This is a genomic window from Streptomyces albireticuli (assembly GCF_002192455.1).
Classification (GTDB): domain Bacteria; phylum Actinomycetota; class Actinomycetes; order Streptomycetales; family Streptomycetaceae; genus Streptomyces; species Streptomyces albireticuli_B.
Window position 1 is genome coordinate 7,905,239 of the sequence record NZ_CP021744.1, and the last position, 20,570, is coordinate 7,925,808.

13 protein-coding genes are annotated in these 20,570 nt (G+C 72.6%); 4 read left to right on the plus strand and 9 right to left on the minus strand.

The features are described from left to right. Nucleotides 1–9: 9 nt before the first annotated feature. Nucleotides 10–642, minus strand: a complete 633-nt coding sequence (locus SMD11_RS33645) for a TetR/AcrR family transcriptional regulator (RefSeq protein WP_087930041.1) — start codon at nt 640–642, stop codon at nt 10–12. A gap of 144 nt (nt 643–786) precedes the next feature. Here SMD11_RS33645 and SMD11_RS33650 point away from each other — a divergent pair, with 144 nt between their 5' ends. After that, complete coding sequence (locus tag SMD11_RS33650) at nt 787–1,941, plus strand: FAD-dependent oxidoreductase (protein ID WP_087930042.1); 1,155 nt, start codon at nt 787–789, stop codon at nt 1,939–1,941. Nucleotides 1,942–2,035: 94 nt separating this feature from the next. Continuing rightward, nucleotides 2,036–2,557, plus strand: a complete 522-nt coding sequence (locus SMD11_RS33655; protein WP_087930043.1) for a PLAT/LH2 domain-containing protein — start codon at nt 2,036–2,038, stop codon at nt 2,555–2,557. An 86-nt stretch (nt 2,558–2,643) separates the two neighbouring features. Here SMD11_RS33655 and SMD11_RS33660 read toward each other — a convergent pair whose 3' ends face one another. Continuing rightward, the gene (locus SMD11_RS33660) at nt 2,644–3,153 is read right to left on the minus strand and encodes a hypothetical protein (RefSeq protein ID WP_087930044.1); all 510 of its coding nucleotides are present in this window, start codon (nt 3,151–3,153) and stop codon (nt 2,644–2,646) included. Between the two features lie 171 nt (nt 3,154–3,324). Here SMD11_RS33660 and SMD11_RS33665 point away from each other — a divergent pair, with 171 nt between their 5' ends. Together SMD11_RS33665 and SMD11_RS33670 are read left to right on the plus strand one after the other, a co-directional pair. Next, the gene (locus SMD11_RS33665) at nt 3,325–3,729 is read left to right on the plus strand and encodes a VOC family protein (protein WP_199844012.1); all 405 of its coding nucleotides are present in this window, start codon (nt 3,325–3,327) and stop codon (nt 3,727–3,729) included. Between the two features lie 136 nt (nt 3,730–3,865). Then, complete coding sequence (locus tag SMD11_RS33670; RefSeq protein ID WP_087930045.1) at nt 3,866–6,451, plus strand: SpoIIE family protein phosphatase; 2,586 nt, start codon at nt 3,866–3,868, stop codon at nt 6,449–6,451. A 121-nt stretch (nt 6,452–6,572) separates the two neighbouring features. Here the strand turns inward: SMD11_RS33670 and SMD11_RS33675 are convergent, their stop codons facing one another. The 7 genes from SMD11_RS33675 to SMD11_RS33705 all read right to left on the minus strand — a co-directional run bounded on the left by SMD11_RS33675 (nt 6,573) and on the right by SMD11_RS33705 (nt 20,449). After that, a complete protein-coding gene (locus SMD11_RS33675; RefSeq protein WP_087930046.1) occupies nt 6,573–7,124 on the minus strand; it encodes a hypothetical protein in 552 nt (183 codons plus the stop codon). Between the two features lie 233 nt (nt 7,125–7,357). Next, nucleotides 7,358–8,479, minus strand: a complete 1,122-nt coding sequence (locus SMD11_RS33680) for a hypothetical protein (protein ID WP_087930047.1) — start codon at nt 8,477–8,479, stop codon at nt 7,358–7,360. Between the two features lie 39 nt (nt 8,480–8,518). Then, nucleotides 8,519–10,105 carry a cell surface protein gene (locus SMD11_RS33685; RefSeq protein ID WP_087930048.1) on the minus strand — a complete coding sequence of 529 codons (1,587 nt, stop codon included), beginning with the start codon at nt 10,103–10,105 and terminating at the stop codon, nt 8,519–8,521. A gap of 40 nt (nt 10,106–10,145) precedes the next feature. Next, nucleotides 10,146–11,264, minus strand: coding sequence for a hypothetical protein (locus tag SMD11_RS33690; protein ID WP_087930049.1), 1,119 nt, complete (start codon nt 11,262–11,264; stop codon nt 10,146–10,148). After that, nucleotides 11,261–14,926, minus strand: coding sequence for a hypothetical protein (locus tag SMD11_RS33695; RefSeq protein WP_087930050.1), 3,666 nt, complete (start codon nt 14,924–14,926; stop codon nt 11,261–11,263). Before SMD11_RS33695 ends, SMD11_RS33690 begins: the two co-directional genes overlap by 4 nt. A gap of 11 nt (nt 14,927–14,937) precedes the next feature. Continuing rightward, entirely contained in the window at nt 14,938–17,196 is a 2,259-nt protein-coding gene (locus SMD11_RS33700) for a hypothetical protein (RefSeq protein WP_087930051.1), read from the minus strand. Nucleotides 17,197–17,224: 28 nt separating this feature from the next. After that, nucleotides 17,225–20,449 (minus strand): DUF6603 domain-containing protein, encoded by a 3,225-nt coding sequence (locus SMD11_RS33705; RefSeq protein ID WP_087930052.1) that lies wholly within the window; start codon nt 20,447–20,449, stop codon nt 17,225–17,227. Nucleotides 20,450–20,570: the final 121 nt, after the last annotated feature.

Below are 20,570 nucleotides of genomic sequence, written 5' to 3' on the forward strand. Positions count from 1 at the left end.
GAAGGGCCGTCAGCGGCCGCCCGGGCCGTCCCAGCCCCGTTCGAGCAGGGCGAAGATCTCGTGCAGGGCACGGTGCGGGTCGAGGTGGCGGCGGGCGAGGAGGGGAGTGTCCAGGGCGAAGCGGGCCAGGGCGGCGCAGGCGGCGTCGTCCTCGGGGGCGCCGGTCTCCTCGGCGATGGCCCGCGCCAGGGCCGTTTCGTGACGCATCCACATCCGGTGGGCGTACTCGCGCAGCGCCGGAGTCTCCTCCACCATGCGGCTGAACTCCGCCAGCAGCGACCCCGAGGGCTGCTCGCCCGGCGGATGGGGGATCGGGGTGTGCGGGCTCAGCGCCAGGGTGTGCAGGCCCACCGTCGTCAGCAGGTGCTCCCGCAGGGTCTGCGGGACGGAGACGCCGGGCGCGCGCTCGCGCACGGCGGCGACGAGGGCCGCCTCGATGTCCTGGTCCAGGTCGAAGACCAGGGCCTCTTTGCACGGGAAGTGCTTGAACAACGTGGTGACCGATACGTCGGCGGCGTCCGCCACGTCCTTCACACCGACCTGGTCGTAGCCGCGGTCGAGGAAGAGCTCCAGGGCGGCGTCGGCCAGGGCCTTGCGGGTCTGGGCCTTCTTGCGCTCGCGGCGTCCGGTCGGTGCGTTCACCGGCTCACCATACCCCGCCGGCCGCCCTTCAGGTTGAGTCAGGCAAAAAGTTAAGTCATTGCACTTTCATAGTGGGTGTGCTTTCGTGAGAGTGTCGCGTCCTGCGCGCATTTCCACACCCTCCCGCCGTCGAAGGGGTCCTTCGTGAACGCCACTTCCGCTCGCATCGCCGTCGTCGGGGCCGGCCCCGGCGGGCTCATCTGCGCCCGCATCCTCCAGCTGCACGGCTGGTCCGTCACCGTCTTCGAGCGCGAGGCGTCCCCCGCGGCGCGTACGCAGGGCGGCACGCTCGACATCCACTCCACCACCGGCCAGCAGGCGCTGCGCGAGGCCGGATTGCTCGACCGGTTCCACGCACTGGCGCGCCCGGAGGGGGAGGTGTGGCGACGGCTCGACCCCTTCACCGCCGAGGTCCTGGAGGTCGACCGGCCCGCCGACGGCCACGCCACCCGGCCGGAGATCGACCGCGGGCAACTGCGCGGGCTGCTGCTCGACTCCCTCGCGACCGGGACCGTGCGCTGGGGACGTCCGGTCAGCCGCGTCGTCCCCCGCGGCGACGGCACGCACCGGCTGCTGTTCGAGGACGGCACGGGGGAGGACTTCGACCTGGTCGTCGGCGCCGACGGCGCCTGGTCGCGCGTCCGTCCGGCGCTGTCCGACGCCGTGCCGCGCTATACGGGCGTCACCTTCGTCGGGACCGGATTCCACGACTCCGACAGCCGTCATCCGGCGTTCGCCCGGCTGGTCGGCGAAGGCACCATGTCCGCCCGGTCCGGCGGCAAGGGGCTGACGTCCCAGCGCAACAGCGGCGGTCACCTCGACGCTGTCGCCATGTTCCGTGCCCCGGAGGACTGGTACGTCACCGCCGGGCTCGACTTCGCCGACACCGCCGCCGTACGCGCCCACCTGCTGGAGATGTACGACGGCTGGCACGACAGCCTGCTGTACCTGCTGCGGGCCGGCGACAGCGGTTTCGTCAACCGGCCCCTGTACGCCCTGCCCGTACCCCCTGTCTGGGACCATGTGCCCGGCCTGACGCTGGTGGGCGACGCCGCCCACCTGATGCCGCCGCTCGGCGTCGGCGCCAACCTGGCCCTCCTCGACGGCGCCGAACTCGCCCTGGCCCTCGTCGCCCACCCGGAGACCGACGCCGCGGTACGGGCCTACGAGGAGATCATGCTGCCGCGCGCGGCGGAGCTGGCCGCAGGCACCGCGCAGGGGCTCGGCCACTTGCTGCCGCCGGAAGGGGAGGCCGAGTCCTTCCCGGGGGCTTGGTCTCCCGGGAGGCCGCAGGCCTGACGGGTATGGCGCGATCTTCACTGGCACCGGTGATCAATGGTGGCTTAGCGTGCGGGGGCGGTTACGGCAAGCACTCCACATGTGAAGGAGCGTCATGTCCGGGAAGATCACTTACAGCCTCAACATCGCCACTGCCAACATCACGGACGCGGGTACCGACGCGGCGGTGAAGATCCAGCTCATAGGCGAGAAGGGCAAGAGCCCGGAGATCGAGCTGGACAAGCCGGGAAACGACTTCGAGCAAGGTGATTTCGACATCTATCAGATCACCATCGACGACATCGGCGACCTGAAGAAGGTCCGCCTGTTCCACAACAACGGCGGAATGCAGCCCGGCTGGTGCCTGGGCGCCCTCTCGATCAGCTGGAGCCACGAGGAGAGCGTGGGCGTGGCCCCGAAGATAACGTCGCAGACGTGGTGGCCCGAGCTCGGCTCGGTGACCGGGAAGGTGTCGGTGAAGGTGGACGGCAGCCTCTTCGGCCTTCCCACCGAGGTGACCGTCAACGGGGTATGGCTGGCCAAGGATTCGGGCGGTATCGACAAGACCTTCGACCTGAAGACCGGCGGACGCAAGGAAGTCATCATCCCGCCTGTCGTCTTCGGGCCGATGGGATGACCTGACCGAAGCGGCCGGGACCTGCGCCGGCGGGCCCGGCCGCGCCCGGCGCGGCAACGACCGGCAGCGTGAGCCCTGTCCGCCCGTCAGAGCTCAAGATCCGCTGACGATCGGGTGCCGAGCAGTTCGCGGGCTGCCTGGAGGACTCCGTCGCTGAGCTCGGCGAGGGGCGGGTCCCAGTTCTCGTTCCAGTCGGCCGCGTGCCTGGCCAGGCGGACGATCGGTTCCAGCGCTTCCGGGTGGTCGAGCTCGGTGGCCGCATCGGCCCGGATCCGGTCGGCGCCGGTCAAGGGGTCGAGCGAGCCGTCAGCGATCCGCGAGGCCAGCCAGTAGGCGAGAGCCCACCGGGCGGCCGCCGGGTCGGCGGGGGCCCGGAAGCCGAGTCCCAGTTCCTCCAGGACCGTGTCGAACAGCTCTCGCGCCTCCGACTCCTCTTTGCGGCCGAGGCCTGCCAGGAGCGGGAGCGAGGGCGACTCGACGCCGGCCAGGAGGGCGTCGAGGCCCGCCTGGACGAGCCGGTCGGATCCGACCGTGCACCCGAACCCGCGCTCGCGAGCGAGCACGCGCAGCTGTCGAACCGCGTGGGCGTGGGTCATGTCCGTCGCTTCCGTCGCTTGTTTCGCATGGTGCGGGAAGGACATCGTGCCATTGGCGCGAGCGGCTGAAGGACCGGGTCTCGCGCGGCCCAGGCGTTGTGGGACGGAGGTTTCGGTGCTTGGATTGCCTGCGCCGTCGCCGCGGCCGAGCCAACGGAGGGGAACCCGAACATGATGGGCGCCAAGCAGGTCAAGGTGGGATTACGGGTCCGGGATCTGCAAGCGTCCGGCGATCTCTATCGCCGGCTGGGATTCCGTGAGATCCCCAACGACGAGCAGCCGAATCTGCGCTACCTGACCTTCGGCCACACCTGGCTCATCCTGTCGGACATGCATGCCCATGAGTACAACCGGCCGGAGGAGGAACAGATGGTCAAGGCCGGGCCGCTGGGGCTCGGCTTCGCGCTGGCCCTGCCGACGTCGGATCTGGACGCCGTGTACGACCTGTGGCGGCGCGAGGGGCTCCCCGTGGTGAGTGAACCGGAAGTCACGGCCTGGGCCCGGATCTTCGTGGGACAGGACCTGGACGGCTACGAGTTGGTGTTCGAGCAGTTCCACGACGAGTACCGGCCCTAGCCTCTTGTGCCGCTGTGAGCGGTAGGAAACTTGAGGCACGCGGGACACGGCCGGGACGTGGCTTCCTCCGCCCGGTCGGCCACCGGCACCCGCGCGCGAGGCTCCTGCGGCTGCCGCCTGTGACATCCTCGGTGACGTGACGAGCGAACCTGTCAAGGACAAGGAGTCCGGCGTCGCAGCCGACGTCGTCGCGCTGGCCAAGGTCGTGGCCGCGTTACGCGCCGAAAACGAGCGCCTTCGCCACCAGGCGTCCACCGCGGCCGTGCTGGAGCGCGCCAAAGGTCTTCTGATGGCACGGTCGGGGTGCTCGGCCACGGAAGCGCACGAGGAACTGGCGCGGCGGGCGCGAGCCGACGGCCGCACGCTGACCGAGGAGTGCTGGATCGCCCTCGGTGACATCCCGCAGGCGGCCCAGCCGCTCTTCCTCCCCGCCCAGGGCGTCACGGACGTTCCCCGTGTCCCGGACCAGTGCTCCCCGGAGCCGTCCCGGCCGGCGACACGCCGCGGCCCGGCCCCCGCCGCCGGGCGGGCCGGGCAAGTGCGGGAATCCGGCACGACCTCGCGCACGCCCTCCCGCACCGCACTCCTCGGCGACCTCAGCGGGGCGCTCACCGGTGCCACCTGCCCGCAGGATGTCGCGGAACGGCTGCTGGACCACCTGGCCGGGCCCCCGGTCCGGGCCGACGCCGTCCTCCTCTTCTCCCGCACCCCGCACGACGCCCTGGAGCTCGCCGGGCACGCCGGCGCCGGGGCCGCGGTCGCCGCCCAGTGGCGGTCCGTGCCGCCCGTCGGCGGCATCGCCGCCCTGGACGCCGTCCGCCGCGGCGAAGCCGTATGGCTGGAGGACCCGGTACAGGACGCACAGCGCTACCACCTGATCGGGCAGCCGCCGCAGAAGTGGCGCACCCGCGCCTGGCTCCCGGTCACCACCGGCGGCAGGGTCACCGCGGCCCTCGGCGTCCTGCGCACCGTGGACGCCCCCTTCGACGAGGACGTGCGCGAGCTGCTCCGGTCCGTAGCCCGGCTGTGCGCCGGGAGCCTCCGCACAGGGGGTGCGCGCCCGGGGGCACTCCGGCTGAACGGACGACCCGGGCCGTCCACCAGGTCCGGGAGGTCCGGGACCCCGGAGCCGTCCGGATGGTGCGCGTCGGCCGCGCGTCCCGCGCGGCCCGGCTGCCCGGAAGGGCCCGAAGACAGCACGGCCGCACTCGTCCAGGCCGTCCTCGACGTCCTCCCCGGCCCCGCCGTCCTCCTCACCCCCTTGCGGTCACCGGCGGGTGACGTCGAGGACTTCCGCATCGACGCCGCCGCGCCGCGATCCTTCGACGTCGCCGGCCGGCGCGGCCGCCAACTGGTCGGACTGCGGGTCCTGGAGTGCTACCCCACCGTGGCAGGCGCCGACGCCTGGCAGGGCTACCTGCGGACACTCACCACGGGGACACCGTACGAAGGCGAGCCCTTCACCTACGAGGAGGTCGTCGCCGGCCTGCCGCAGCGCTCCACCTACTCCGTCCGAGCGGCGAAACTCGGTGACGCCCTCGTGGTCACCTGGACGGGTCACGGCGACATCGCCCGGCAACAGGCCCTGCTGGCCGACCTCCAGCGGCTCGGCAACCTCGGCTGGACGGACTGGAACCTCGTCACGGGCGCCATCACCTGGTCACCCCAGGTCCACGCCGTCCTCGACCGCGACCCGGAATCGGGCCCGCTGCCCCTCGACGCCTTCCCCGGGGACGTCCTGCCCGAGGACGCCCCGGACTTCACCCGCGCGCGCCGGCAGCTCCTGAGCACGGGCGCCCGCGTCGACCACCTGGTCCGCATCACGACGCGGGGCGGTGTCCGGCACCTGCGGGTCGTCGCCGAGGCGGTGCCCGACGCCCACGGCACGCCCGTCGAAGTGCACGGCTTCGTCCAGGACGTCACAGCGCAGCGCACCGCCGAACTGGCCCTGACGGAGAGCCGGCAGGCCGTCCTGGCCCAGCGCGACGTCCTGCGGGCGGAACGGACGGTCGCCGCCCGCCTGCAACACGCCCTCCTGCCGCTGCCCGAGCAGTCGCTGAACCTGGGCGACCTGCGTGTCGGCGTCGCCTACCTCCCCTCCCACGACGACCTCAACGTGGGCGGCGACTGGTACAGCGCCCTCGAAATGCCCGGCGGCGGCATGCTCTTCGCGGTCGGCGACGTCGCCGGACACGGCATCGACGCGGTGGCGACGATGGCCCAGCTGCGCTTCACCGCCAAGGGCATGATCGTCACCGGCTCGTCGCTCACCGGCGCGCTGCACCGGCTCAACACCCTGCTCCTGCACACCCGCGACCACCATGCCACCGCCACCCTCGTGCTCGGCCGCTACGACCCCGCCGACCGCTGCCTGACCTGGGTCCACGCGGGCCATCCGCCGCCCCTGCTCGTACGCCACGGGAAGGCGGAGTTCCTCTCCCCGCCCGAGGGCATACTGCTCGGCGCCACGCTGCAACCCTCCTTCGGCGAGGCCGTGTGCCGGATCGAACCCGGCGACCACCTGCTGCTGTACACCGACGGCCTGGTCGAACGCCCCGGAGAACACCTGGACGAGGGACTCGGCCGCCTCGCCCGCGCCGCCGGGACCGAACTGTCCGCGGACGGCCCCGGCCCGCTCGACACCCTGCTGTCCCGTCTCCTCCCGGACGAACAGCGCGACGACGTGTGCCTCCTGGACATCCACCTGCCCGCGTCCGCCTGACAAGCGGCCTTCGCGAAGCTGCGGCACCGCCGAGTGGGCGGGCCCGCCGGTTCCACGAGCGGGCCCGGCGGGTCCGACCGCGAGGTGCCGGGCCGCTCACGCGTGACCCGGGCACGGCGCCCTATCGCGCCTTGACCGCCTTGAACTCCATGACGTCGAGGTCACCCGCGCCGTACTGGTCCTTCCAGTACAGCGCCTTGTCGTTCGGGAAGGCGGGGGATGCCGCGAAGAAGAGGTACGAGCCGTCCCAGCGTGTCTTGACACGGAACGAGTCCCCGGTGGAGACCAGCATCCAGGGATTCTGCCGGCAGCTGTCCATCAGGACGATCCGGCGCTCGTAGGAGTGACACAGCATGGGCGTACCGCCCCGCCGCTGCATTCTGATCTGATACCCCTCACCCCATGTGGAGTTGTCGTCCTTCTCGAAGACGACGGGTATCCCGCGGTCTCCCGCGCTGTTCGTGTAGCGGACCGAGTCGCCTTCCGCGGTGAGCCCGCGGTCGAGCTTCGTGGCCACCAGGTAGTAGGGGACGCCGGGCTCCACGGGACCGGACCCCGCGCCGGCGGCGGCCTGCGCCGGCGCGGGCGCGAGGGACACCGCCAGCAGGGCGAGGGAACCGGCCAGGACGGCCGACAGGCGGACTCGCGGGAGACTTCCTGAAGCCTGCTTCACCGGATTGCTCTCCTTCGGAACAGAACGTGTGGCCTTGAGCGGAGTCCGTGCGTTCGGCCGACCGCCGCCACCGGTACGCCGCTCATGATCTACAACAACCGGCGTGTGACGAAAGGGCTTTGTCGACTTGCGACGGCTGACCCCGATCTGTGCCGCTCCGGGCCGCGGTGCACGGCTGCCACGCGTTCCGCCGGGAGCGGTGTGCCGCCGGGGCGTCCGGCGGCACACCGCCGTCAGGAGCCCACGGGCTTGAGCTCGCCGGTACCGAAGGGCTGCCAGGAAAGAAGGTGCCGGCTCGGAGCGGTGCCCGACCGGCCGATCGTCACCCGGGCTCCCCTGGGGACGACGGCCGTCAGCCGGGAGCCCGGGAACCGCGGATCCTCGGGGTCCGGCGGTGCCTGCCGTGCCTGGACGCTGGTGAGCCGGTCCGTGCCGTCGGCCGAGACCGTGACCGTGAGGGTGGGGGCGTCGTCGCCCGGTGCGTCCTCCTCGCTGACGAGCTGCCCGGTGAGGAAGCCGTCCGTCTCCGCCGTGTACGTGAGCTCGTCCGCCTCTCCCAGGCCGAACTCCGTGGGCAGGTGGGTGAGTGTGGTCTTCCCGTGGACGGTGAGGTCGCCGATGGTGAGGTCGGGCCGGGCGACCGTGACCGTGGTCGTCAGCGCGTACTCGGCGACGCCGCCGTCCTCCCGCACCTCCACCGCGAGCACGAAGGTGCTGTCGCGGTGCAGGTCCGGCGTGGGCCAGTTACGGACGTCGGTGACGTCTTCGGTCTTCCCGGCGTGCACCATCGTGTACGTGGCCCCGGGCCGGCTGTCGCCCCGCCAGGTCAGAGCGGTCGGCGAACCGCCCTGCACGAGGATGTGCCTGGGACGGAAGTCACCCACGCCGAACCCGACGGGGACCTTCGCCAGCGGCCATTCCTCCTGCCGCGGCTCACCACCCTCGTGGACGGCCTCGTCGATGGTCAGTTCGCTGGTCCCGACCGCCGAGTTGACCTCGATACCGGCGATCGTCAGCTCCACCTGGTCCCCGGGGGGAAAACGCCGGCTCAGGGGCCTCGGCGTGAGGACGAACTCCCCGGTCTCGGCATCACGCTGGAACCGCCAGTGCTGGCCGTTGTCGAGGTACGGCACACCGCTGTCCGGTTTCGTGGTCAGGTCGCCGGGTCCGCTTCCCACCGGGAAGGAGATACGGACCTTGTCGACGTGCACCGCGGTCCGCTGGTGATTCGTGAGGGTGATCCGCAGTGCGACGGTCGCCGGTGTCGGTCCCTGGGAGATCTGGGCCGGTGCCGGGTCGGTCTCCACAACGCAGGTCAGCACAAGGGCGCTGTCTTGAGGGCGTCGTACTTCCATGGCCTGGTTCGCTCCGTCTCTCCGGTCTCCGCCGCTCCGTCAGCCCCAGGCGGGGCCGATGGCCATGTAGGCGTAGCGGTCCAGCGCCGATCCCAGCGCGAACTCCCCGACCTGCTCGCCGTCGGACACCCGCAGCTTCTGCACGGAGTCGGCGCCCTGGCTGGTCACGTAGAGGTGCTCGCCGTCCGGTGAGAGCGCGATCGCGTTCGAGCGGTCGCGCACGCGGATGGGTGTCACCTCGCGGATGGCGGCGACGTCGATCACCTTCACCTCCGCGCCGCGGTTGGCGACGTACACGTACCGGGAGTCCGGTGACGCCACGAGCTGCTCCGGGGACTGACCGACCGGGACGAGGGGAGGCTCGCCGCCGCCCGCGGTACTGGCGACGGCCACCATGTTCACGGGCACGATGCCGAAGGCCAGGGTGGTGCCGTCGGGGGTGAGAGCCAGGCAGGACGCCATGGTGTCGCCGCCGAACCCGCCGGTGACCGCGTGCTGCGCGGTGTCCACGACCGCCACGGCGGGGTCGGACTCGCGGCCGACGTAGACGCGGTCGCCCTCCGGCGAGGCCACGACGCCCTCGGGCCGGGGGCCGATGTCGATGCGACGCGCGTCGCCGGTGGTGAGGTCGACCGCGTACACCGCCTCGTCCGAGGGGTCGGTGACGTAGGCCGCGGAGCCGTCCGGCAGGGCCGCCACCCGGTACGGCGCCGTACCCGCTCCCACCGTCTTGACGGTGCCCGCCGTGATGTCGAGGAGGGTGAGGCTCCCCGCGCCTCCGCCGCCCCCCAGGGTGGTCGCCAGGACGCGGAACCCGTCGGGGGAGACCACGACGCCACCGGACTCGCGGCCGGTCTGGCTCTGCCTGATCGTCTGCCCGCTGTCGGAGTCGAAGACCCACAGCCGGCCGTTGAACCCGTCGAGCACGGTCAGGAACGCGCGGTACGGCCACCGGTCCCGGAGCGTCTTGGCGCCGGAGGTGACGCGGTGCCGGGCGGGGTCGGTGTCGCATTCGACGTAGCGCTTGCCGTCCCGGGTGACGAGGTAGCCGTTGCTGGTGGCCGGGTGGTTGAAAGCGGCCGCGATGCCGTCGGCGATGCCGGGGTCGGGGTGGTCGGGGTTGTGCCAGAAGTCGGCGATGGTGCCCTGCTCCAGGACCTCGTCGCCGTCGATGTCGTAGTTGACGCACCGGTTTCCGCGGAAGAAGTAGACCGTGCCGTCGGGTGCCGGCAGGCCGGCGTCGATGCCCTCGGCGAAGTCCGGCGCGTCCTTGCGCAGCCCGGGGAACCTGTCGCCGATCGGCGCCGGGGAGGCGTTCGGCGGCACCGTCGCGTTCTGCGCGAAGTCGTACAGCACACAGGTCGCGCCCTTGAACAGGTACACGCGCGCTGAGTCCGTCGAACAGGCGGCGTCGAAGCCGTTCCGGTACGTGCTGGGGAGTCCGGGCCACAGGTCGCGCACAGCGCCTCCTTCGGCCGGCGGGGCCACCGCCGCCGCCTCGTGCCGCACGGCCCAGCTGCCGCGGACCATGAAGACGGAGGCCCGGGACTCGCCCGAGTCCGGGATGCTGAACGCCGCGTTGACGCCCGGGGGCGTGAGGTCGGTGGTGTCGGTGCTCTCGGTCATGACGGGAACTCCAGGGGTCGCCGGGCAGGGACGGAACGGATCACTGAGGGGGAGGGGTGGTCAGGGCGCCCGCCCCGAACGGGAACCAGGTCAGGGCCGCGCTGAAGCTCGTTTCGCCCTTCTGGACCACTCGCACACGCGAGCCCTTGGGCACCGGGACGAACAGGCTCGCCTCCTGGTTGAGCGTGCCGCCCCGGGCGTCCCACGACTGCGTCGCGAACTGCTGCCGCCTGAGTCCCGGGGGAGTGACGAAGACCTTGAGCTCGGCCGGCACCTGGTCCTGCGTGGTCTTGATGTAGCCGGTGATCACACCGTCGGTGTCGGCCTCGTACTCCGCCGGACTGCTCTCCGTGCCCCCGGCGATCTCCGCGGCCTGGCCGAACAGGCGCACGGAGCCGTTGACGTCGAGGTCGCCGACCTCGAGGTCGGGCACGGTGACGGTGACGGCGGTGGTGAGGCCGTAGGTGACGGGGGAGCCGTCCCGCACCGTCGTGCCGAGGATCATGAACGCGGTGGCGCTGGTGAGGCCGGGCGAGGTCCATTCGCCGTTGCCGTCGGCGTCGATGAAGCCGTTGGCCGGACGCCGCTGGTCACCGTAGAAGAGCTCGTATTCGGGGCCCACCTCGCACTTCCAGGTCAGCTTCACCGTCCCGCCGTGGGGGACGTCGACCTGGTCCGGGCGGAAGTCCTCCAGCATCGCGGTCGGCGACGCCTTGGCCAGCCGCAGTCCGCCGGGTGCGGGCCGGAGGCTCTCCGTGCCGCCGTCCGTTCCCCCGCTCTCGCTGATGCCGAGCGTGACCGCGCCGACCGTGTGGTTCACCGTGACGTCCGCGAGGGTGACCACGATCCGGGCACCCGGCTTGAGCTCGGTGCCGGGCGCGGCCGGGCGTACGTGGAAGATCCCGCCGCCTTGGTGCTCGGCCGACCAGCCGGCGTCGTCCGTGGACGCCCTGATGGTGTCCGGCGCGGCCGTGAGAGCGTCGGCTTCCTTTCCGACCGGGACGGCGAAGGCGATCGTGCCGCAGGAGACGGGATCCGGGCCGGAGTTGGCCAGGGTGATGCGCACGGTGGCGTGGGCGGGGGTCTCCTCCGTGCCGACCCGCAGCGGGGCCGGGCTGGTGTGGACGCTGTAGGCCAGCGCGGTGGCCGTGGTGGTCATGACGTGCTCCCATGGGTCGGGGCCGGGCCCTGCGCGGGCGGGCGCTGCCGGCTCTCGTCGGTCTCGCCGAGCGCACCGCTGAGCTGGAGGAAGCCGGTACGGGCGGCAGGCGCGGCATCCGACAGCGCGAGGGCCGCGTCAGGGGTGGTGAGGGGCCGGACGGTCCACGTTCCCGGGCCTCCGGCCGGTGCCGCCGGTTCGGCGGGGGCCGGTTCGGCCCAGGTCCACGTGCCGCGCCGGCCTGTCGGGCCGGGCATGACCATGTGCTCGGTGGGCGTGCTGCCCTGCTGGTCCGTCACCAGGCGGGTCCCCGCCAGCAGCGGGCCCGTACGGAACGACAGCTTCATCCGGGACAGGGGCTCGCGCACCCAGGTCGGCGGCAGCAGGAGCCGGCTGACGGGCAGGATGTCGGTCACGGCGTGGACGGCCGCCCAGGGGTCGGCGAGGAGCGTCACCCAGGCGGCGGTCTCCTCGTCCCGGGCGCGGGCCTCCGGCGACGGAGCGGCCGCCGGCCGTGCGGGCAGCGCGATCTCGCTGCCGTCGATGGGGGACACGTACTCCACGTCCGCGGCCCCCGGCTCCGGGACGGCGTGCAGCCGTGTGTAGTCGGAGCCGCGGAAGAACCCGGCCAGACCGTCGCCGAGCATGTCCCCGGCCCCCAGCCGGACGTTCCACAGGTAGCCGCTGACCTCCGGCACCTCCGGCGGGCTGAGGACGTTCTCCCAGGACGAGGGCGTCATCGCCGGACCGTTGAGCTCGAACCGCAGCCGCGAACGGAGCAGCGCCATCGGACGCCCCACCAGGGCGGCGAGACTGTCGTCGTCCCCGCCGGGCACGGTCGCCGACATGGCCTTGTCGACGACGGACAGCAGCTGGGCGAAGGCCGGGGCCCCGCCGTGCAGGAGCCCGGTGACGAAGCCGTGCAGGTGGGGCAGGGCCGCGGCGAAGGCCCGCCCCGAGTCCGTCGCCGGGTCGGGATCGGGATAGGCGGAGCCGGGCAGCGGGTACCAGGTCGACACCGGCCGGTGCGCGGTGTCGAGCACGATCCGGATCTCGCCCAGCCCGCCGCCGTCCGGGGCGTGGACGAGCAGGGACCCGGACAGGTGGTTGGCGATCAGCCAGCCGCACACCGGGCTCTCGCCCGCGGCCTCCCGGGGACCGGCGTCCACGTCGACGCGGTGGTGGTCGTCGCCGGCCGAGACGAAGTCGAAGCGCAACCGGGCGGGCTGGAGCAGGCGCGGCGGCAGCTCGACGTACCGGTACGGGTTCTGGGGGCTCACCGTCTTCCGCGGAGTGACGCTGTCGGCGCGGTACGGCTTCACCGACTCCTTGTTGTTCTCGTTGATGACGGCGAGCGACCGGCCGAAGCGGTCGATCACACGGAGTTCCTCGAAGACGATCTGCCCGGCCCTGACCGGGCGGAACTCGCGGGGCGTTCCGGAGCCGGACGCCGGGCCGGGGTCGGGCACCTCGCTCAGCGGGACACGGGTCCGGCTGTTGTCGACCAGCCGCGCGAGTGCGTCGTCCGAGGCGGGGGCGATGCCGGTCGCGGGCGTGTGCTGGGCCAGCCAGTTGTTGACGCCTTCCATGCGCTGGGACAGCTCGTCCCATTCCTCGGCCCGGTCGCGCAGCTCGCGCAGCTCGGCCACCGGTCCGCCGCGGTACGTGCGGGCGTGCTGCGCCAGGCGGGCGCGGGTGTTGAAGGGAGGCAGCGGGGTGAGCAGGGCGCGCCCGCCGACCAACCCGTCGGGAGCGACGTTCTCGCCCTTCCAGCGGTAGCGGGTGCCGTCGAAGTACCAGTTCTCCTCGTCGCCGCTGCGGTACGGGGTGGGGTAGCACGTCGTCCGCCAGATGAGGAGCAGCGGCGACCAGGGCTGCTCCCACGGCCGCGTCCAGCGGGCCACGGTGCCTTCGACGTGGGTGTCCTGGTGGGCGAGCGCCTCCTCCAGGGCCGTCGTACCGGGTGCCGCGCCGGGAGTGACGGCGGCGCGGTCGAGGAGGAAGAACTCCCCGAGGAGCGCGGTCAGCACACCGGACTCCGGCAGCTGGGGCAGCGGGGGAGCGGGGAGGGCCTCGGGCGGCCGGACCGTCCCGTCACCGATGCGGATGCCGGTCACGGTCTCGCCGGGGGCCCGGCAGGGCAGGGCGTCCTCGTCGGTGAGCGGCCGGTCCAGCCTCGCCCCGCGCACGATGAGCGACGGGTCGGGGGTGCTGTGGAAGGCGGGGTCGGCGCACCGTTGCAGCTCGCGGCCCGGCGCCAGGCCGCGTTCCTCGGCGTAGGCCTGAACGGCCTCGGCGAGCTCACCGGCGGTGTCGCCCCACGGGATGCGGGAGCGCAGGCCGTTTGTGCCGAAGACGGTGTCGAGCTGCTGCTGGACGCGCCGGGCCAGGGTGCCCTCCTGCCGCGGGTCGAGTTCGGCATCGCACGCCGCGTCCCAGCCGTCGGGCCGGCGGTTGCTCCCGCCGCGCAGCCACCAGAGGCCGTAGAGGCGGCGCTGGAGGTGGGCGAGCTCGCGGGAGGCGGCGTCGTGCTCCTCCTGCACCTGGTTCAGCTCGGCCAGCCATTGCCGTTCCTCGTCGGCCTGCTCCGGTGTGCGCGCCGGCCAGGCGGTGCCGACGGCGGGGCGGTCGACGATGCGCCAGGAGTAGCCGCCGTGCTCGGCGTCGAACCAGGTGCGGCGGGTGGCCTGGTCGAGGGCCGTTTCGCCGCCGTCGTCCAGGGCGTCCAGCAGGTCGTAGGTGAACGCCTCCCACAGCAGGGACGCCTCGGGGTCGTCGAGCGCGGCCGGGTGCAGGGCGGTCTCGGCGTCGGTGACGATGTGGCCGACGGCCACATCGATCTTGTCCACCTCGATGTCGGGTTTGGCGGAGAGGGGAGGGGCGCCCGCGCGGTCCCAGTGCAGGCCGAGGGCGGTCCCCGCGTAGAACGAGCGGGTCGGGGCCGCCGAGGTGCCGGTCGTGGACCAGCGCAGGGAGTCCAGCAGTGCCCGGACGTCGCCCTCCGGGGGTGCGTGCAGGATGTCCCAGGAGGGATCGGAGTACCAGCCGATGACGGCGTAGCCGAGCAGGGCGGGGCCGGTGAGGTCGGTCAGCCTGTCGTGGAAGGAGAAGACGTTCTCGTTGTACGGCTGGTACGTGGCGAAGGTCGGCAGGCCCGGCCCGATCGCCGTGAGGAACTTCCGGCGTCCCTCGGGCTCGGTCCAGGGAGCGTCGGCCAGGTCGTGGGCCCGGCCGATCAGCGTGGGCCGGGGGCGGTCCGCGGCCGGATCCGGGTCGAGGAAGGCGCTCGTGCCGTCGAGTTCGTCGAGGAAGTCGCTGTCGACGACCCAGCCCGCCGCGGCCGGCGTCTCCTCGGGGCGGTCCGCCGGGCGGCTGTAGCGCACCACGAGCCAGCGGTTGGGAACGACCGGGAACTCCACCTTCGCGGCCGGGCCGTCCTGGAAGCCGCGCCGCAGCGCGTCGGGCAGCAGCCACTGCACATGAACGCCGAGCCCCGGTTTGCCGGGCGCGTCGTCGAAGGGGTCGGGCTCGGGCGGCTGCCGGTCCTCGAGCTGTTCGAAGTCGGCGTACCAGCGACCGGGGGGTTCGATGGCTCGTACACGGTCGTTGACCAGGAAGGCGTCCACCTGGACGGGGACGATCAGGGGCGGCTGGGAGCTCATCGTGCGGGTCCTCACTGTCGGCCGGGCCGGTCGAGGGCTGGGGCGGAGGCGGAGGGGGAGAAGGTGATGCACTGCGGGGCGTTGACGAGCTCCACGGCGAACGCGCCGGGGGAGAGCGGATCGTCCGGGCCGAGCTGCCCGGCGGCCCGGAGGGCCACGGCCATGGCGGGGACGAGGGGGTCGTCGCCCGCGGCGAGGTCGAGGATCTCGCGTCCGCCGCCGGCGGCGGCCCGCAGGAAGCGGGTGATGCCCTCCTCGCCCTCGGGCGGGAACGTCCCTCCCTCCAGCGACTCGCCGACCGGCTCGGTGAGCCTGCGCAGCCCGACGCGGTCGCCCTCGTCGACGCCGAAGTGGATGCCCTCGTGCGGTTCGCGGAACCGCACCTCGTCGGGGACACCCTCGAAGAGGCACAGCAGCAGATCCGGTCCGATGATCACGCGGTGGACGGCGGTCAGCGGCTCCGCCTCGCCGTCGCCGCCGGTGACGCGCGGCTCGATGACGACGTCGGGCCAGTTCCGTACGAGCGCGGACCGCATGAGCAGCCCGGTGAGCGGCCGCGGCTCGTCCAGCGCCTCGCGGGCGAGCTCGTCGACCGCGGCGTCGAGCGAGGTGCCGATGCCCGTGCTCAGCACGCCGTCGCGCAGGGCGGTGCACCACTGCGGGTCGACGTGGAAGAGGCGCAGGCTCTCGGGGGGCAGCATGCGCGCGTCGGGCACCAGGTGGCTCAGCGGCGCCGCCATCAGCAGCTTCACCTGGTCGACGGCGCTGATCAGCGGGGCGAGGTGGGCGGACAGCGCGGCCCGCAGCCCTTGCCGTGCCCGGTCGTCGCGCGACCGGTCCAGGAGGGCCTCGACGGCCGGGGGCCGGGGGACGCCGCCGGCCCGGAGCCGTGACACCGGCGCGCCGCGCGTGTCCGCGTCGGCGGCCGTGGTGGTGGCCGCGGCGTGCACCCGGTTCCCCAGTCCGCCGGCGATCAGCTCGTGGAAGCGCTCGTGCGCCGGCCCCGGCACTGCGTCCAGCGGTGTCCTCGTCCGCATCAGCGCGCGTCCGGCGATATGACGGGCCCGGGAGCGGAACGCCGACAGCGCGCCCGCCAGGGTGTCGTCGGAGAGGGCGAGGGACCGGCCGAGGGTGAAGGCGGCGGCGTAGCTGACGTCGAAGACGCCGGTGTCCGTGAGGTAGACGAGTGCCTCGTCCGCCTGCCGGTAACCCTCGGCGGGGCGGGGGACGGCCGGGGCCACGACCGGGGTGAAGGGGCCCCGGTACCAGCTGAACGTCCGCTCCCCGGAGGGCAGGACGTAGTCCACGGGCGCGTAGCCCAGATCGAGGCGGTCGGTGGCGGCGGACCGTGCGGCGGTCCGCTGGGGGCGGAGGCGCAGTCCGAGGCCCGCGGGGTCCTCGGCCATGTGCCGGATCAGCGCGTCGAAATGGCCCGTGGGGTCGGGCCGTGCTTCGAAGGACCACGACCACAGGGAGACCATGCGCACGACGGGCCGGGTGGGCTGCTCCCCGCCGAGGTGGTCGGCGAACCCCTCCAGCGAGACGAGGTGGGCGGCGTAGCGCCCGGCCGTGCGGGGGAAGCGGTTGGCCACCACGACGGAGTAGTCGCCGGTCTCCAGGAGTTCGGCGGAGGCCGGCGCCGCGCCGGGCGGCTGCCACGGCCGGACCTTGCGTACGTGGCACAGGAACGGCAGGTCGGCCCGGCGGGGTACGAGGTCCTTGAAGAGGGCGGCCGGGACGTCGACGGTGGTGCACGTGCTGTCCCACAGCTCGGGCGGGACGTCGTCGAGGTCGACGCGGGGGAGGAGGACGTCGCTGTCCGCGGGGGTGAGGAACTCGCGGACGGACCTCGTGTCGGTGCGCCCCTGGGCCTTGGGGTCGCCGGGCAGCTCCTCCTCGGCGAAGAGGAGCAGGGCGAGCCAGGGCAGGCCCGCCAGGTCCGGGCTGATGGCACGTTCCCAGGGCAGGATGAGCCGGTTGAGCGTGAGGTGGGGCAGGACGCGGTCGAAGGCGCCGACCTCCGCGGGGGCGGGGTGGAGGGCGTGGACGAAGGACGCGTCGATGGTGAACTGCGGCGTCCGGATCTCGAAATCCTGCTGGACGGGCGGCAGTTTGTCGGTTCCGACCTTGTCGCCGGACACCTCGTGTTCGAGGGTGAGCCGGTAGAGGCCGCCGGGGGCGGGCGCGATGTGGTCGTCGTGGAAGTGGATGTCGAAACGGGGAGTTTCGGTCTCGTCCCCGGTGGTCCCGGCAGCGTCGGGCTGCGTCATGGCGGATTCCCTCGCGCGGTTGGGGGTGTCAGAGCGTTGCGGGGCCGAGCGTCATGGGTTCGGCGGTGAAGGTGTTGTCCGCGAGGCCGGCGAAGCCGTCCAGGCGGTCGTGCGAGGGCGGGGCGACGCCGAGCGCGGTCAGCTCGGCGTGGAGCGCGTCGCGGGCGGGCACGGTCGTCGTGGCGATCCCGGCGGCGATTGTGCCGATGCTGGTGGGGTCACCCGGCCGCCAGGGCGTGGGTACGGGGCCGGTGGGCCGGTCCGCGGGGCTGATCGGCAGGGCGTCGCTGGGGGTCAGCCTCTCGAAGCCGAGGGAGACGTCGGTCATCCTGCCCGGTGTCGGCCCGTCCACGGGCTTGGGCACGGTGACGCCGAGCCCGGTGAGCTGGTCCTTGACGAGCGGGTCCGGCGGGAGGCCCTCGTCGTCGGGGTCGCCCGTGCCCCACAGCGCCTGCGGGACGTTGTCCTTGAGCGGGTCGAGCCGCCAGCGGCGCTCTTCCGGCACGTCCGGGTCGAAGGGGTCGAACGGGTCGCCGCCGAGGAGCACCGTGAGGCGGTGGACGGAGGACTGCCCGGTGGCCCGCATGGGCCGGATGTCGAGGGTCTTGCCGTTCACCTGCTGTGAGCCCGCCGTGGCCCGCGACGCCGGCAGGGCGGTGGACGTGGTGAAGGAGAAGCCGTCGGCGGAGACGACCCAGCGGTCGTCGCCGGCGTTCGCACGCCGGGCGCGTGTGCCCTCGTCCTCGGGGAGGATGCCGGTGAGCGGTGTGATGCGCAGCATCTGGTCGCGTGCGGGCAGTTGCTCCTGGAAGTCGGTCCAGGAGACGGGATCGGGCTTGCGCTCGCCGCTCGCCCCGAAGGACACGTCGAAGTCGATGCACCACAGGTGCACGGTCGCGACGCCGCCCACGGGCGGGCCCCAGACGTCGAGGTCGACGCCGACCTCGCCGCGTACGGTGAACAGCCACAGGTCGACCGCGAAGCCGATGCGGACGCCGATGCCGAAGCGGAAGTAGAAGGGCTTCCACTGGATCAGCGCGTCCACCCGGGCGACCAGCCAGGCCTCGACGATGCCGGAGTGGAACGACACCTCCAGCCGGCCGCCGGCCATGAACGCCGACGGGGTCAGCGCGCAGTACGCCTCGCCGCGTACGGTGACGACGTCGGAGATGCCCCAGGTGAAGCCGAGCCGCGGCACGACGGGGTAGTGGTCGGGCCTTTCGAAGTCGGGGTGGTAGCCGCCGAGGGCGAAGACGAAGTCGCCCTTGTGCGGGCCGCCGAACCAGGTGCGGTAGGCCAGGCCGCCCGTCAGCCGGCACTCGGGGTCGAGGACGTACGACTCGGGCGTGAGCTCGGCCGCCAGTGCCAGCATGCTGTCCCGCGAGGTGTACAGCGCCTGCATCGCGAGCTGGACCTGGGCGTACGTCTTGCCGCCGGAGTTGCGCCGGACGGGGAACGCGGCCGTGGCCAGGCCCAGGACGGCGACGGTGAAGTCGTCGCCGAACTCGACGATCGCCAGTGCCTGGCCGGAGACCAGCTGGAAGACGGTGAAGTCGATGCCGAGGGCGAACCACACCTGACCGGCCGCCGGGCTCAGCCACGGGGGCCGGCCGTTGCTGCCGTCGAGCAGGTCGTCCAGCACTTCCAGGGGCGGGCGCTCCACACCGCCGTGACCGAGTTCGGAGATGAACGGGAACTCCGGGGTCTGGCTGGGCGCGGGGAGCCGGACGGAGCTGTTGTAGCCGAAGCCGGCGGCGATCCCGCGTACCTGGAACGGGGGTGGGCCGAGCCCCTTGCGGCCCGCGAGTACTCCGTACAGGAACAGCGACGGGTAGCCGTCCTCGGCCCGGGCGTACGCGCCGAGGACCTTGACGGCGGCGAACCGCGCCTCGATCACGGCCATGCCCGCGAACAGCATGTCGTAGGGGGGCTCGGACTCCTTGACGAGGAAGGCGCCGCCGATCCTGACGGGCGGGCGGTCGTAGGACAGGCCCAGGCCGCTGAGGGTGGGCCGGAAGGTCCAGTCGCCGTGGTCCAGGCCGATGGTGAAGCCGAGTTCGGAGGCGCTCAGCTCGATGCCGCCGGCGTCGACCGTGGCGTCGATGGTGATCCGCGCCGTGCCGTTCGCGTAGGACAGGCCGAGCTCGGACACCCGCAGCGGGCCGAACGTCGCGCCGACCGGGACGCTCGCCTGTGCGGGGATGTCGTCCGGTTCCTCCTTCACCACCGCGAGCGGGCGGGGCGGGGGCGCCGGTACCGGCCCCGGACCGGGCACCGGCTGCCTGCGGCGCAGCGGATAGACGAGGGCGTAGTTCTTGACGGTCGTGGCGACGCCGGCGGTGACGGCCAGCGAGGCGCCGGCGGTGAGGTTGCGGCTGGGCAGGCCCAGGTTGACGCCGGTGTTGGCCATCAGGTCGTTGAGTGCCTTGACCTTGTAGGCCTTCAGCGCGGCGGAGAGGTGGAAGGCCTGGAGCCCGGCGAAGACCAGGTCGTCCTCGACCGGGGCGTGGTCACCGATCGAGGGCAGGTCGGCGAGGCCCGCTTCGTACTTCCCCTGGAGCAGGACGACGCGGATCCGGGGCCCCGCGGCGCCCGTTCCGGCCCGGTGCGGCAGTGAGGCGTAGGCGAGCTGCACGTACTCGGTGGCGGCCGAGAACACGAACGCCCGCTTGTGCTTGTCGTAGGCGAACGCGACCTGTTTCAGCACGGGGACCAGCTGGTCCGGCAGGTCGGCGGGGGCGGAGCCGATGGCGTGCGCGACGTCGTTCCAGGACAGGCCGTCGTCGGACGACCAGTCGCCGATCACCGTCGTGCCGTCCAAGGTGGCGGTGAACGCCATCTCCTTGGGCTTGTCGTCCGCGTCGGAGAACTTCAGCACCAGCGCGGCGGACAGCCCCTGGCCGCTCGCGGACAGCACCAGGTGCGGAGCGAAGGAGTCCTCTTCACCGGCGTCGTCCTCCGTCGCCGGAAGCGTGAAGTCCAGGGCCATCCCTGTGACCAGCAGGGCGGCGTCCACGGTGAAGGAGACGCGGACGGGGCAGGGGCCTTCGACCACGGTGAAGGAGTACGTGCCCTGGACGGTCACTTCACCGCGGTTGGGGACGGCGCCGCCCACGGTCAGGTCGGACGACGCCAGCCAGGTCTCCAGCAGCGGGCCGATGCCGGGGATCTCCCCGAGCCGGTCGACGGGCAGGAGGAAGTCCTCACCGGAGTCGGGGAACAGGCCGAGCAGCTCGTCGAGCGATATCGCCATGGGTTCTTCTCCCCGGACATGGGCGACGAGTGGGCGTGGAACCGGGCGGCATCATGGCATGCGCGGGACAGGCCTTCATGCATATGCCGACAACACCTGAACTGAAGTGAATACATCTGGC

Excerpts from the sequence above, each read along its gene's own strand:
- SMD11_RS33655 (WP_087930043.1), top strand. The coding sequence starts at position 2,036 with ATGTCCGGGAAGATCACTTACAGCCTCAACATCGCCACTGCCAACATC.
- SMD11_RS33660 (WP_087930044.1), bottom strand. The coding sequence starts at position 3,153 with ATGACCCACGCCCACGCGGTTCGACAGCTGCGCGTGCTCGCTCGCGAG.
- SMD11_RS33665 (WP_199844012.1), top strand. The coding sequence starts at position 3,325 with ATGATGGGCGCCAAGCAGGTCAAGGTGGGATTACGGGTCCGGGATCTG.
- SMD11_RS33680 (WP_087930047.1), bottom strand. The coding sequence starts at position 8,479 with ATGGAAGTACGACGCCCTCAAGACAGCGCCCTTGTGCTGACCTGCGTT.
- SMD11_RS33685 (WP_087930048.1), bottom strand. The coding sequence starts at position 10,105 with ATGACCGAGAGCACCGACACCACCGACCTCACGCCCCCGGGCGTCAAC.
- SMD11_RS33690 (WP_087930049.1), bottom strand. The coding sequence starts at position 11,264 with ATGACCACCACGGCCACCGCGCTGGCCTACAGCGTCCACACCAGCCCG.
- SMD11_RS33695 (WP_087930050.1), bottom strand. The coding sequence starts at position 14,926 with ATGAGCTCCCAGCCGCCCCTGATCGTCCCCGTCCAGGTGGACGCCTTC.
- SMD11_RS33700 (WP_087930051.1), bottom strand. The coding sequence starts at position 17,196 with ATGACGCAGCCCGACGCTGCCGGGACCACCGGGGACGAGACCGAAACT.
- SMD11_RS33705 (WP_087930052.1), bottom strand. The coding sequence starts at position 20,449 with ATGGCGATATCGCTCGACGAGCTGCTCGGCCTGTTCCCCGACTCCGGT.